Source organism: Mesoplasma seiffertii ATCC 49495, from assembly GCF_000518725.1.
GTDB classification, from domain to species: Bacteria; Bacillota_I; Bacilli_A; order Mycoplasmatales; family Mycoplasmataceae; genus Tullyiplasma; species Tullyiplasma seiffertii.
In genome coordinates this window covers 61,553-76,549 of the sequence record NZ_KI912485.1, presented here as the reverse complement: position 1 = coordinate 76,549, position 14,997 = coordinate 61,553, and the positions used below count along the sequence as shown (strand labels likewise).

The 14,997-nt window shown below is 30.2% G+C and carries 14 protein-coding genes and 1 tRNA gene; all 15 read right to left on the bottom strand.

Annotated features, from left to right (window positions below):
* Window positions 1–24: 24 nt before the first annotated feature.
* A complete protein-coding gene (nadE, locus tag L872_RS0101790) occupies window positions 25–762 on the bottom strand; it encodes an NAD(+) synthase (protein ID WP_211227356.1) in 738 nt (245 codons plus the stop codon).
* Between the two features lies 1 nt (window position 763).
* Window positions 764–2,062, bottom strand: coding sequence for a GTPase ObgE (gene obgE / locus L872_RS0101785; protein WP_027063167.1), 1,299 nt, complete (start codon window positions 2,060–2,062; stop codon window positions 764–766).
* 20 nt (window positions 2,063–2,082) lie between these two features.
* On the bottom strand, window positions 2,083–3,591 hold the full coding sequence (locus L872_RS0101780) for an amino acid permease (protein WP_027063166.1): 1,509 nt from the start codon (window positions 3,589–3,591) through the stop codon (window positions 2,083–2,085).
* Window positions 3,592–3,594: 3 nt separating this feature from the next.
* On the bottom strand, window positions 3,595–3,912 hold the full coding sequence (locus L872_RS0101775) for a hypothetical protein (protein WP_027063165.1): 318 nt from the start codon (window positions 3,910–3,912) through the stop codon (window positions 3,595–3,597).
* A complete protein-coding gene (locus L872_RS0101770) occupies window positions 3,899–4,663 on the bottom strand; it encodes a DUF3196 family protein (protein ID WP_027063164.1) in 765 nt (254 codons plus the stop codon). Before L872_RS0101770 ends, L872_RS0101775 begins: the two co-directional genes overlap by 14 nt.
* 64 nt (window positions 4,664–4,727) lie before the next feature.
* Window positions 4,728–4,804 (bottom strand) — tRNA-Arg (locus L872_RS0101765).
* A 60-nt stretch (window positions 4,805–4,864) separates the two neighbouring features.
* Window positions 4,865–6,460 carry a hypothetical protein gene (locus L872_RS0101760; protein WP_027063163.1) on the bottom strand — a complete coding sequence of 532 codons (1,596 nt, stop codon included), beginning with the start codon at window positions 6,458–6,460 and terminating at the stop codon, window positions 4,865–4,867.
* A gap of 15 nt (window positions 6,461–6,475) precedes the next feature.
* Window positions 6,476–7,789 (bottom strand): methylenetetrahydrofolate--tRNA-(uracil(54)-C(5))-methyltransferase (FADH(2)-oxidizing) TrmFO, encoded by a 1,314-nt coding sequence (trmFO, locus tag L872_RS0101755; protein WP_027063162.1) that lies wholly within the window; start codon window positions 7,787–7,789, stop codon window positions 6,476–6,478.
* A gap of 6 nt (window positions 7,790–7,795) precedes the next feature.
* Window positions 7,796–9,634, bottom strand: coding sequence for an ABC transporter ATP-binding protein (locus tag L872_RS0101750; protein ID WP_027063161.1), 1,839 nt, complete (start codon window positions 9,632–9,634; stop codon window positions 7,796–7,798).
* A gap of 26 nt (window positions 9,635–9,660) precedes the next feature.
* Window positions 9,661–11,607: an ABC transporter ATP-binding protein gene (locus L872_RS0101745; RefSeq protein WP_245576611.1), complete on the bottom strand. Its 1,947-nt coding sequence runs from the start codon at window positions 11,605–11,607 to the stop codon at window positions 9,661–9,663.
* Window positions 11,608–11,698: 91 nt separating this feature from the next.
* Window positions 11,699–12,472 (bottom strand): DNA-processing protein DprA, encoded by a 774-nt coding sequence (locus L872_RS0101740; protein ID WP_027063159.1) that lies wholly within the window; start codon window positions 12,470–12,472, stop codon window positions 11,699–11,701.
* A complete protein-coding gene (locus tag L872_RS0101735) occupies window positions 12,472–12,777 on the bottom strand; it encodes a single-stranded DNA-binding protein (protein WP_027063158.1) in 306 nt (101 codons plus the stop codon). The genes L872_RS0101740 and L872_RS0101735 overlap by 1 nt, the downstream gene beginning before the upstream one ends.
* Before the next feature lie 121 nt (window positions 12,778–12,898).
* Window positions 12,899–13,543: a ribonuclease HII gene (locus L872_RS0101730; protein WP_027063157.1), complete on the bottom strand. Its 645-nt coding sequence runs from the start codon at window positions 13,541–13,543 to the stop codon at window positions 12,899–12,901.
* Window positions 13,537–14,481 (bottom strand): ribosome biogenesis GTPase YlqF, encoded by a 945-nt coding sequence (gene ylqF, locus L872_RS0101725; RefSeq protein WP_027063156.1) that lies wholly within the window; start codon window positions 14,479–14,481, stop codon window positions 13,537–13,539. The genes L872_RS0101730 and ylqF overlap by 7 nt, the downstream gene beginning before the upstream one ends.
* Before the next feature lie 87 nt (window positions 14,482–14,568).
* Window positions 14,569–14,997 carry a 50S ribosomal protein L19 gene (gene rplS, locus L872_RS04575; RefSeq protein ID WP_051418421.1) on the bottom strand — a complete coding sequence of 143 codons (429 nt, stop codon included), beginning with the start codon at window positions 14,995–14,997 and terminating at the stop codon, window positions 14,569–14,571.

Here is a 14,997-nt window from a genome sequence, read left to right as displayed (position 1 = left end):
ACAAAAATAACAACCATTTGGCTGTTATTTTTGTTCTCTTTTAAATTCTAATGGTGCAACTGCCATATTACGTTTGTGTTCACTAATTTTATGTAAGTGATCAATTCGTGTTTTTAATTCGGAATTATTGTTTTTTCCTAATAAGTACTGATCAATTTCATCATAAGAAAATCCAATTTCTTTTTCATCAGTTTGGCCTTCTCATAAACCAGCAGTTGGAGCACGATTAATAATTGAAGCTGGAACATTCAAAATTTTCGCAGCTGCTCTAACTTCACTTTTTAATAAGTGAACAATCGGTACGACATCCACTCCCCCATCACCAAATTTAGTAAAGTATCCAATATGTCATTCATTTAAATTATCAGTTCCTAAAACTAAATAACCATGAGTTTGTGCCAAGGTATACAAAGTTGTCATTCGCAAACGAGCTTTTGCATTAGCAAGTGCTAAAGCTGACGCTTCATCAACATTATTAATTGTTGTTTTAAACTCTTCAAAAGTTGCTTTCAAATCAACAGACACAGATTTTAATTGATTTGTTTTAATTAACTCTTGAGCACAATCAAAATCTTCTTGACTTGAATTAATTGGCATTCATACTGTTAAGTAGTCATCTGGAAAAGCTTTTTTAGCTAGATTCGCAACAACTGCTGAATCAATTCCTCCAGAAATCCCCACAATTACACCCTTAGCATTTGCTGCCTTAACTGTTTGTTGAATAAACTCAACTAAATAGTCCAAATAATTTTCTAATTTCATTTTAATCCATTCACTCCATTTCATATTCAAAGACTTTTACCATATCACCTTTTTGAATTCCACGCTCACGTAGTTGATCATAAACTCCGATATTTTTTAATTTTTCATTAAATAATAATAAGTTATCATGCGTTCAAATTGGAAGTTTTTGATAAATTTTAAACACAGTATCTCCAGCAATCTCTCAACGACCATTTCCGCGGTTGATTACTTGAATATCTTCTTCCTTTTCATCAAAAGTATAAACTTTAACATCAGAGGCAACTTCGCCATCCATTTCTCATAACGGAATATATTTGGCTGTTTCTAGTTCTTTGGCAATTGCTAATAATAACTCTTGAGTATTTCCCTTATTAATTCCTGATACTTGAATTAAATTTTTATCTTTAAAGTAGTTAATAATTTCTTCATCCATCATATTGATTTGTGCTTCGTCAAGATCCATTTTGTTTCCCACAATAATTTCTGGTCGTTGATCTAAATTCAAATTATATTCGCGCAGTTCATTACGAATCATTTCATAATTTTTAATAATGTCTTCTTGACCATAGTTACCTGACATATCAATAACATGACAAATAACACGACATCTTTCAATGTGTTTCAAGAATTGATGACCCAATCCTTTACCTAAACTGGCTCCTTCAATTAATCCTGGTAAATCTGCAACTGTGAAAGTTTCACCGTTAACAGTTTTTGCGACACCTAATTGAGGGTTTAAAGTTGTAAAGGCATAATCAGCAACCTCAGGTTTTGAATTTGAAATTGCGCGTAGTAGTGTTGATTTACCGGCATTAGGCAATCCAACAAAACCAACATCAGCTAAAACTTTTAATTCAGCACGTACTTGATATTCATCGCCAAGTTCTCCAGCTTCAAAAATAGTTGGAGCTTTATTACGTGAGTTAGCAAAACGGGCATTCCCTTTACCACCTTTACCACCTTTGGCAACGACTACGCGTTTTTTGTCTTCATCCAAATCAGCTAAAATTGCCCCTGTATTAATATCAATAATCAAAGTCCCTACTGGAACTCTGACAACGCGATCTTCTCCATGAGCACCGTGCATATTTTTAATATCACCTTTACCACCATCTTGACCAGCATAAGTTTTTTGAAGTTTTAAATCTAATAATGAGTGTTTTCCACCATCGGCTTCAAAGATGACATCGCCACCTTTACCACCATCACCACCATTTGGACCTCCATTAGGAACAAAAAGCGCATGGTGGAAACTTACTGCACCATCGCCACCTTTACCCGCTTTTATATTAAATTTAGCAGTATCGATAAATTTCATTGCTTTTTCCTCCTGAGTTTTTATTCTCTATATATTTTACTTGGTTTATTAATGTTAGTTTCAGATAATTGCTGATTTTTCGGATTATTTTTACTTTTACTTAGCATAATTTCATTAATAGTAAATAATCCCAAGTTCATCAGGATAATTACTCCAAAAACAATTGCTAAAGTTGCATCTTCAGTAAAGTAATTATAAAATGAATAACCACATAATACGGTTAAGGTAATAATCGCATATCCCGAACATACAAAAAATACTCATGACTTAACTTTGTCAACTGATACCTTTTTAGTGAACCGATTTTTGACAGCAGCAATTACCAAAATAAGATATAAAAAGAAATCTAACATTGATGCTACATTACTAATTTGATCATATAAAAAGGTCGGCTGATTTTTTACTAAAATTGAAACTGTCACCATCGGGATATAAAAGACAACCGAAATCATCATTTGTAAAATCCCTGCTGTTGTACGCTTAATTGGCTTATTATTGAAATATATTAATCCTGTATTGATATCAGTATGAGCAAAATTTGGCCCAATTAAAGTATAACTATTTAATCCCAAAAACGATACCATTACCAAAATAATATTAGCTGTTAAAATTGAAGCTTGACGAACATTTGGACTAATATGTTCAATGTCTTTAAATCCACTAAACATATATTCAAAGAATCCAACAACTGATCCATCCTTTGATCCTAAAAATAAGGCTGCTGCTAATAATGCATAAAAAAATGCAACAAAAATAACTCCTGATAAAATTGCTTTTGAAACAACAGATTTATTTTGGGTTTCAGCTTGCATATTAGCGGCATAAACAAAACCAGTAAAAGCAAAGAAAATTGGTGAAAATCCTGCTAAAATCATCGCTCCATTAATTTTTTCAAATGATGTATTTCATGAAGGTACTTCTTGATTAGTCCCCGGAATTGGTTTTTGCGTGTTAAAAATAACTCCTCACGCTGTATCAGGAATAAACAAGGCAATAAAAACTAAAAGCAGCGGAATAAACTTTAAAAAAGTTCCATAAATTTGAACTTTCTTGCCAGCAATTCTTTTATAAGAATTTACATAGGCTGATAAAACCATCATAAAAATTCCACAGCCTAAAAAAATCATTAATTGATTGGCTTGTTGAAGTTCAACTCCTGCAGCTGTAATAATATATTCAACTATTAAAATCGCAAAGAATCCGTAATTAACCGGTAGATAAATAAAAATATAAAATAATGATGCCATTGATGCTAGTCTTCGACCTATAAAAATATTAATTCAGGCAGCAACCGTTCCATTTCCGGTTTTTAAAGTTGACGAAGCAATTTCTAAAAAGACAATCATTAGTGAAACAACAATCGTTCCCATAATGATTCATAAAATAATTGCAATATAAGGGTTTTGAACAATATTTAAAACATGTCCTGCGCCATTATCATTCTTAACATAAATTCCAACTCCGACCATCGTTCCAATGACTGTCGTGAATATCGTTAAAAATTCAAACAATTTTAGGTTTTTCTTCATAGCTTATAGTTTTCCTTCTATATTTAAAGTATTAAAACATTCAGCACATAAAAAAGTTGGCTTCAATGCCTCTGAATTTAAATCATCAAATTTTTGTCATTGTTGCAACGGTTCGGCAATTAACTTTTCAACTTCTTCATCAGATAAAGATTTAGCTTGTTGTTTAATTAAGCGCCCTATTGGAATAGGTGAATCTTTTAAAACTAAAATGATTTCCGAAGATTCGCATAAAGAGCATCCAATCCCAAAAGCTTGCACCATTAGATCATTATAGTCGTTAAAATTTTCATAACTATCGCGCTCAAAATTAATTTGTTGCATTTTCTAAAGCCCCGCTTTCTTTAATCTGTTGAACATATTGATTAGCAACTTCTAAATCAATTTCAAATCATTTTGCCACTTCTTCTATTTTAAACTCTAATCCTGACATTTCATAGGCTAAATAAATAATTGCTGCTGCGGCTTCATAAGGCTGCTCTAATTCTACTTTTGGAAAGCTATTAAAAAAGTATAAGAATAATGCTGTTGTAGCAATTTCTGCTAGTGATGGGTTTTCTTGTCCCAAAGACTGATCAACTATGTTTGTAATTGTTTGAATCTCTTGATCAATTTTCTCAATGCTTAAACTTGCTGGATTAATAGTAAAATATTCGCCATTCTTAAAAACTTGTAAGTCCATATTAAAATCTTGCTTTAATAAAGCAAGCAACAAAAAAGTTTTATTTTGAGCAACCACTTGAGGATTTAATAAATACTTTTTAATATCTTCAAGTATCAAGCGAATATTGATTTTTTCAATATTATTAATCGCTATTGTTTGAGCTATTGTATCCTTGTCATTATTTAACATTGCCTGAATATCTTCAATGCTAAAAGTTTGGGCACCACTTCTTTTAATTAAATCATCACTTAAATCGATAATTTGTTTTTTTAATTGTAATAACTTTAATTCGACTTCTGCAGGAACATATGGCATTGATAATTCCTGATTAATTATGCTCATTGCTTGATCATAATCTTTCTTATCAATCAGTTCGGTAATTTCAATAATTATCTCTTCATAAAAATTCATATTAGTTACTCCTTCTATCTTATAAATAAAAAGTCATGCCTAAGCACGACTGTCTTTTCTAAAGTGGTGCCCACGAGAAGGCTCGAACTTCCGACCTCACGCTTAGAAGGCGCGTGCTCTATCCAACTGAGCTACATGGGCATAATTAATTCCATAATAAAAATATACCATTTTTATTATGAAATTTAAAGATTTAAAAAATTAATTTTTAAAATTTGCTAATTTATAGATTAAGTAAATTGAATCAATTACTAATTCCTTTTGCTTTAAGAATTCATATTGATTAAGAAGCTTATTTATCTTAGCTTCTACTGTTTTAAATGTCTTGTTATCAAAAACAGCTTTTTGTTTTTTGTAAGGACCAAAGGCAATAATATAGTACTTTACAAAAATTTGTCAAGAATATCCAAACTGACGAGCACTTTTAGGTTCCATTGCCAATACTAAAGATATTATTCGTAACATAATACTCATCTCAGACTTTTTGTCAGCCAACTCTTGAAAACGGTTAACTGGGGTTAATAATCGCTCAATATTTTTAATGTCTAAGTTAATCATATTGTATTTAACATTTGAATAAACGAAACTATAACTCTGATCTTTTTCTTGTTTATAAAACTTTAAAGTATTAACAATTGCTACTTTTTTACAATCAATTAAGAAATCTCCAATAATTCCATTGTTTCTTTTTGTCCGATAAACTAATTCTAAGTATGCAGTTGCGTATTTAACATTAAATACAAAATCAACTAAATCATCAAATGCAAATCGTAAATGTTTGTAATCTTTAATACTATTTAAATGTTGTCAAATTTGTTTGATATTTTGATCTTTATTTAAATAAGGTAATAAGAATTCCTTAACTTGAGCTTTAGAACTATCTAAAGTATTTAGCTCCACTTCCAAATTTTCTTGATTTGTAGATAATAAAACTGGTAAGTAGTTATAGACTAATTCTAAAACTTCCTCTTCATTTCCAAATGCTTCGATTGACTTAATATTTTCTTTTAAAAATAGCGCTGTATATTTTGATAATTGAAATAGATACTTATAGCGTTCGTTTAAAGACAATTGCGATCATTCTTTTTCTTGGAAGTTAACAATGAATCCAAAAAAATCATCTTCATGGTTAATTTTTTCTAACTCTGGTGAAATATATTCATGTTCTTCGCTAGTTAAATCTCTGCCATATAATAGGGCTCTATCAATATTTGCCGGTGTATAAACTTTTTTAATCCGATCAAACATTTCCTCAGGTCTTGTGACATCACAAATTAACATTGTCATTAATAATGGATAACTTAAACCATGAAATATTTGTCTTGTTTTAGCTGAATTTATATAGTTAATATCATACTCATGTTTAAAGGCCAATGTTGTTAAAATTGTAAATTTTGCATTAGCACTAGCGGCAAATGAATCCTTAGTATAAAAAGAATTATCATTAATATAAGGAATTACAAATTTCTCAATGGTTTCTGATAAAAACAAACGGTCCTCTTCACTCATGTTAACATACTTACTAATTTGGGCTTTGTTTTGATACGTGAACATATGTAGAACTTTGTAATTGTTAATAATATATTGTGAAAGATCTTTAATTTTTTCAGAAGGAATCATTGAGATTGCTTCTCCCTTTACCAACTGATATTGAAAAATTCCGTAATATGTGACATTGAAAATCTCGTTTACTCGAGTTTTCAAATCAATACTATTTTTTTTATAAATTGGATTTGAAGTTTTTTTAGCCAGTTCACTAAAATAAACTCAAAAAATAGAATCTTGGCGATTTAACATATGATCTCCTTATAGTTAAATTTTATCAATAAATTCTTTCATTGCAGCAAGTGCTCTTTGAGAATATGCTTCTTTTTTGGCATTCTTTCCATTACGTTTATCAACATCAATTTCATCAATAATTCCTCAATTAGCTTTCATTGGTTGAAAGTTAGTTGTTGAAGCCTTATTAATATAATTTATTAGTGCACCAGTAACAGTTGATGACGGTGGAACAACCAGTGGTTGATTATTTAAATATTTATCAATATTAATCGCAGCAATAATTCCGGTAACAGTTGATTCTACGTATCCTTCTACTCCAGTTATTTGCCCAGCAAAGAAAATATTGCTATTAGTTTTTAATTGCAAGAAACTGTTTAAAACTTTGGGAGAATTAATAAAGTTATTTTTGTGCATAACTCCATATCTTACAAAATTAGCATTTTCTAATCCAGGAATTAAACTAAAGACACGTTTTTGTTCAGGTCACTTTAAGTTTGTTTGAAAACCAACAATGTTATACAAACTATCTTTAGCATCATCTTGACGCAATTGAACAACAGCATAATTAGTTGTTCCATCTAAGTTACGTAGTCCTTGAGGTTTCATTGGACCAAATAATAAGGTTTTCTCTCCTCGTTTGGCCATTCCCTCAACTGGCATACATCCTTCGAAATACTTAAAAGAATCTTCGCCTTCTAAATGACCAATCGCTAATTCAGCATTAATAAGTTCATTATAAAAATGATCATATTGCTCTTTTGTCATTGGACAATTTATATAGTCTTCTGTTTCCCCTTTTTCATAACGATTTTTTCTAAATGCAATATCCATGTTAATTGAGTCTTTTGTGATAATTGGTGCTACTGCATCATAAAAATAAAAGTCATCTTTTCCTAATAAGTCATTAATTTGATTTTGCATTTTTTCAGTTGTTAGTGGTCCCGAAGCAATTAATGTAACTGCTTCATTATCAATTTCACTTACTTCCTCATCAATAATATTTATTAAAGGATTATCGTTTAATGCCTTAGTCACATATTCTGAAAATTTTTCACGATCAACTGCTAGTGATCCTCCCGCAGGAACTCTTGCAAATTCTGCCGCTTTAATAATTAAAGAATCTAGCAAACGCATTTCTTCTTTTAAAGTTCCTACAGCGTTTAGCAAATCATCACTTCTTAATGAATTAGAACAAACTAATTCGGCCAAGTTATTAGTAACCTGAACCGAATTTCTTTTTAAACGTTTAACTTCATAAAGATTAACTGAGTATCCTCTTTTTGATAATTGATAGGCTGCTTCTGATCCCGATAGACCAGCACCAATAATATTTATTTTTTTCATATATACCTACTTCATTAATCCTGCTTCATATAGCTTTTTAAAATGACCTTCAGTTTTAATTAAGTCCTCAAATGTTCCAGTCTGAACAATTCCTGTTCCGTTTGCACCAAGGACGATAATTTCATCGACATTTTTAATTGTTGATAAACGGTGCGCAATTGTAACGCTTGTTTTCCCGACAACTAACTCATTTAGTTGAGCCTGAATTTCTTTTTCAACAATATTGTCTAACGCTGAAGTTGCTTCATCAAGAATAATTAAATCAGGATTTTTTAAAAATACTCTGGCAATAACCAAACGTTGTTTTTGTCCCCCTGATAATAAGAATCCTCTTTGACCTAAAATTGTTTTATATCCTTCTGGTAAAGTTAAAATAAAGTCATGTAACTTTGCTTTTTTACATGCTTCATAAATTTCTTCATCAGTTGCATCAAATTTTGCATAACGAATATTTTCATAAAAGTCACCAAAGAAAATTTGAGGTTCTTGTTCCACATAACCAACGTGACTTAAATAATTTGGTAAATTTAACTCTGTCAATTTATCTTTTTTATTGATGATAATTTCTCCTTGAATTGGATCATAAAATCTTAATAATAATCTAGCAATTGTTGACTTCCCAGATCCAGTTTCACCAACAAAGGCATATGAACGACCTTTTTTAAAAGTAAAATTCATTGTCGGTAAAATAATTTTTTCTTTTTTCTTTGGATAAGCAAATTGAAGATTAACAAACTCAATTTCATCAATTGATGAAATTAGCTTACCATTTTCAAGGTTTGGGTCAATTTCGGGAATTGGTTCAGTTAATTGTCCAATTCGATCAGCACTATTTGAAGCACGAGCTGCTGCACGTAGTGTTGGAACTAACATTACAATTGCTACAACCATTTGTGAAAGCAATGGTAACGCTAATACTAAATCACTCATAATTGATTGATCTCCACTAATAGCTTTTAATGCAGCAATGATAATAATAAAAGTTGATAAAAATGAAGTTGTTATTGTAATTCATAAGTTTAATAGTGCTGATAAACTTACAACAACATCACTTGAACGGTTATATCTGTTATTCATTTTTTCTAAACGCTGAATCTCGTATTCTTCTAAACCATTAGCTTTAATTAAAGAAATATTTGCGATTCTATCTGTCATGTCAGTATCCACATCACGTTTTATATCAAATGCAATAATCAATTTTCTTCTAAAAAAGATAAAGATGATTGTTGCAATAATAATTACTGCAAAAATGTAACCTAGTGCAATTCCACCTACTAAAAATTGTCCATATAAGAATAAAATTGTTAGTGATGCTACTAATCCCGTAACACAATAAATAATATTTGTTACAAATTGCTGAATTCCCAATGATAATCCTTGAGTATCTGCTACTAAACGAGTCATAATATTTCCTGAAACATGGTCAAAGAAAAATTCGACATCTTGGTTAACTAACGAAATCAAAATTTTATTACGTTGCATAACCTCAATTTTTACTGAAAAAAGTCCAATTGTTGCGTTAGTAAAATATTCTGCTACTAACATCACTGACATGATTACTAGTACTACATAAATTCAACTATATCAGTACATTGTCATTCCTAAAAAAGATCCAGGAGTTCCATTGTTTAGTAAAATTTTAACCATTTCTGATGATGCTATTGGTAACAAAGCCGCTAATAAAGCATCAAAAATGGTAATAAATACCATTGATAGAAATAAAAACATATTATCTTTGGCTGCTTCATTCATAATTTTAATGAAACTACCCATTTTTTTTCATGTGAATTTTTTATCACTATCGAATTTAAAAAGTGAATTTAACTTATTTTTTTGTTTCGTCATAATAATCTCCCTTTCTAGATTCGATTCTATAAATCATTTTTAGACTGACCAGCATCATATAACTTTTTAAAATGACCTGGTGTTGTTTTTAATTGTTCAAATGTTCCAATTTGAACAATTCCTTTTTGTGGTCCTAATACAATAATTTGATCAACATTTTTAATAGTTGATAAACGGTGCGCAATTGAAATTGTTGTGCGCCCTTTCATTAGTTCATCCAATTTTCCTTGAATTTCTTTTTCAACAATATTATCTAAGGCTGAAGTTGCTTCATCCAAAATCAAAATCTTAGGGTCTTTTAAAAACATTCTGGCAATTACCAAACGTTGTTTTTGACCTCCAGATAACATAAATCCACGTTCACCTAAAATTGTATTGTAACCTTCTGGTCAACTCATAATTAATTCATGAAGCTCAGCTTTTTTACATGCATTAATAACTTCCTCATCAGATGCCTCAAATCTAGAATAACGAACATTGTCATAAACATTACCTAATAATATTGATGGTTCTTGCTCAACATATCCTACATGATTTAAATATGATGATAAGTAAACATCTTTTAAATCAATATTATTGTTAATTAAAACTTGTCCTTTAGTTGGATCATAAAATCTTAAAAGTAATTTTGAAATTGTTGATTTTCCTGCTCCGGTTTCTCCAACAAAAGCATATGATTTCCCTTCTTTTAAAGTGAAATCAAAGTTAGGTAAGATTACCTTATCAGGTTTTTCAGGATAACAAAATGTAATATCTTTAAAATGAATATCTCCACTAATTTTATCAATGTGAATTCCTTGTTTATCTTCAAAATGATTATTGAAGCGAGTTTTTTCTTCTAAAATTTCCTCAATACGAGTTGCAGCAGTTGCAGCTTGCATTAACCCAACAACAACTCTTAAAAGTGCCATAATTGGTCCAATCATCATTCCAATTGCAATGATTAATGAAGGCAAAATTAATTTTAAATAATCTGGTGTATCTTTGTATAAAGAAGCAGCAATTACAATTAAAATAATTTGAATTGAGTTAATACCCAAAAATAAAATTGTCAACATTACTGATTGAGAATAATTTAATTTTTTATAATTATCATGGTACTCTTTATGCATTTCAACAAAACGCTCTGATTCATATTTTTCAGTTCCAGAAGCTTTGATCAATTTAACAGTATTAATACGGTCAATAACGCTACCATTTGTTTTAGTGATTGATTTTCTTAAGTTATACAATAACTTTTTCAAAGGTATATATGCTAAACCAAAAGATGAAAAAATAAGTACAAATAATCCAATCGCAACAAAAGTCAATGTTACATCAATTGTTGCCAATGAAATAATTGAAAAAACTAAAGTTAATAACGCGGTCAAAGTAGTAACCGGAATAATTCCTGTTTGTTCTCCCAAAATTTGAGTATCAGAAACAACTTTTGTTAGGATTTCTCCAATTTTTTTATCAGAGTAATATGACATATCTAACTCAATTAATTTTTTAGTAATATCATTTCGCAAATCAACTTCAATTTGTTTTCCCAACATTCCTGCAATTCATTGTGAGCAATATGTTGAAGCCGCTAATAATATTAAAAATCCTAATTGAATATAAACAACCGATTGTCATTGTAATCCTCATCATTTATTTGCTGAGTCTAAATCAAGTTTATTTTTAATTTTATATTCTACAGAAAGCATTAACTGCTCAATAATTTTTGGCGTAATTGCTGTTGAAACCGCAACAATAACTACTGATATTAAAATTCCAATTGTTCATCACTTGTTTCTAATCATATATCTAAAAACAAGTTTATAAAATGACCCTTTCCCAGCCTTTTTAAATCTTTTTGAAGATTCAACAAATTCTCTTGCTGCCTCTTCTTGAGGATTTAAAATTTTTTCCATATGGTCTTTTGGAGAAGAAGATCTTGTATACTTCTCATGATCTTGGGCATCTTCAATGTGATCTATTTCTGACATAATTTTCTTCACCTTTTTTCTATTGTATTAATCTTATCATTTTAAACGATTTTATGCTATAAAGTAAAACAAATCCCGTAATGGGATTTGTTTATAAATCATTTAAAATATCACTGCCCGATTCAATCAATTTTGCCCCTTGCTTAATCAAACTATTATTAATCTTGTATTTTGAAAAAATTGGTTCTGGAACTACAAAAATATCTTTGCCATCGGCTAAACCGAGATTAACAATTTTGTTAACTTTGACATTTTCATTTGATTGAAAAATTACAATTGCTTTGGAAACTCCAATCAATAGTCGATATAAATAATCCTCTTTTGAATCAGTGACATATTGTTCAATTTCGCTAGACTCATATTCTGATAAAATTAAGTAATCAAGATTATTAAGTTGAGCAATCAATTCTAAATTACTCTCGACAAAGGTAGATAGGTTCTCTTTAGTTACAATAATTAACCTTCCCTTATTTTTAATGCCCAAATTAAGAATAAAGTTTGAAGCTTGTTTGGAACTTTCAGTTAGAATGATTCGTTGTTCGGCTATAAGTTTGGAAACAATATGTTCAGTGGTTTGTTTGCCATACTCATTTTGAGCTTGAGAATCAGGACAACCTAAAATTTGATGATAATTATTAATTAAAGAAATACTTCCTTTAAAAAATAATACAAATGGTGGTTTATGCGATTGCTTTAAATGACTTGGATATAACGGACTTAAGATAGTTATAAATGGAGTTTTAAAAGAACTCGTCAATTCTAGCAAAACATCACTATCAATTTTTTCTTTTCTCTCTAAAGCATCATATATTTGATTTCAATCTCCATTGTACTTTAAAGAAAAATATAATAAAACATTGTCCATTAATTTAAATAAATAATTCGATTTGCGACGATTTCGTTACCATAATGTGTACTCTCAGCATTACCAAATGATTGAACTCTAGCTTCAATCCCTACAATCGCTTGGTCGTGTAAGGCATATTCGTCTTTGACAGCTGTAGATCACGCTTTAATATTTATAAAGTCTTCATGTTCACGACCTGCTTTGCTTTTAAATGGTTTGGGAACTTTTACAATAAACTTATAAAGTTTTTTTGATCCGTCTTTAGATGTATAAGCAACTTCTGCGTCGCCTTCAATTTGACCTATTATATTTACTAAATTCATAATTCTCCTTTTTGCCCTTTGGCATCAAGTATTAGACTTACCATTGCCAAAAAAGTCCTTTTTGAATAACAAAATAAAAAACAAATTATCGTTCATATATTCAAGAACAAAAAAAGACAAACTAGTGTCCTTTTTGTTTTAGTAAATCTCGTAAGACTGCCTCTTTAACTGGTTTATAAGATTGACGATGAATTTCTGTAATCCCATGTATCTCTAATTGCTGGTAATGATCTTTTGTACAATAACCCTTATGCTTATCAAAATTATATTGCGGATAAACTTTTGCATAATTTTTCATAATTCGATCACGAGTCACTTTTGCAATGATTGATGCCGCAGCAATCGTTTGACTTAAATCATCGCCCTTAATTATTTGTAAAGTTTGATAATCTGAAATTGGTAATTTTTCTCCATCAATTAAGCAAATCTCTGGCTTAACTGACAATTCTTCGATTGACTTAATCATTCCCAGAATACTAGCATGTTTAGGATTTAGCTCATCTACTGCTAATGAATCATAGACAGCAACTTTTCAATCAAGTGCTATTTGAGTAATTTCTTCATATAAACTTTCTCGCATACTTTCGGGAAGTTTCTTAGAATCTTTAATTAAAGGGTTTTGATAGGTAGCTGGTAAAATTACTGTTGCAACTACAATAGGTCCTGCCATTGCTCCTCGACCAGCTTCATCACTTCCGGCAATTATTTGAAGTTTGTAGTTTTGACGAATTTCGTCATCAAATAAAATTCGCTTATTATCTATCATTGACTAGTAATATCTCCAGTATCATTTGGTTTAACCTTAACAGTCTTCTCAATCTCTTCAGGAACTATTTCATTAGGTTTTTCAAATGACATTCTTGCAATTTCCCCATCAGCAAATTTTCTTAGCAAAGTTGTCATTACTCGTTCAACATCTGGCATGTCTTCAGCTAAAAATCATTTGCGTGATTTAGCAATCATTTCAAATAATAAATAAGTATCTAAAACTTCTATTGGACGTTGGAGATGTGGACTAATTTTATATTCTTGTTCGATAACATTTTCATAATTGTTAAAAATATATGTCAATATGCGACCAGCCACTCGTTCTTTTGGATAAACATCTTCTCGAATAGAATTAATTGCGCACAAGTTAGTAGCTGTTGCTTCTGATTCTAATTTTGCTGGTAATACCCCTGGAGTATCCATTAAGGTTATTCGTTGATTTAAATTAATTGTTTGAATTCCACGAGTAACACCTGGCTTGTTTCCAACCTTAACATTTTTATCTTTAATAACTCGGTTAATAAACGTTGATTTCCCAACATTAGGAACCCCAATTACTAATGCATTGATTAATGGATTAACCAATCCTCTTGCTCGGTCGCGTTCTTGCTTTGCTTTTGTTGTACGGTCAATCGCCTGAATTAATTCTTTAACAATATTACGATTTTTATCATTTAATAATAATACTTCATGGCCTTTTTGTTTAAAGTACTCTATTCACTGTTTAGTAATTTCAGGATCTGCTAAATCTCCTTTTGACATTACATACAAAACAGGTTTATTTTTTAATAGCTTACGAAATGTAAAGTTTTGTGATGAGTACGGTGCTCGAGCATCGACAATTTCAATCACAAGATCTACAATTGGAATTCGTTTTTCAATTTCTTTTAATGCCTTATTCATATGGCCAGGAAATCAATTAAATTCTGCACCCATGGTTACACCTCTTCTTAACTTTTTTAATTATAACTTTTTCGTGCTTAAAAAACAAAAAAATGAACAAGAATGCTCATTTTTGTAAAATTATTTGGCTGCTTTTTTAGCTGCTTTTTTTGCTTCTTTTTTTGCTTCTGTTTCAGCTTTAGTTGGCATAATTTCTTTAATTCTTGCAGCTTTACCTGTAAGTTTTCTGATGTAGTAAATTCTAGCACGACGTACTCTACCACGTTTGATTAATGTTACAGTATCAATAATTGGTGAGTGTAATGGGAAAGTTCTTTCCACAAATACTCCGTTAGACATTTTTCTTACAACAACTGAGTATGAAATTCCAGATCCTTGAGTTTTAATAACTAAACCTTCAAATGATTGAATACGGAATTTTTCTCCCTCTTTAATTTTTACATCAACTTTGATTGTATCTCCAGAAGTAAAATCTGGTAAATCATTACGTAATTGATCATTTACAATATCATATTTTGATTTCATTGTTTTTGTTGCTTTTGTAGCCAT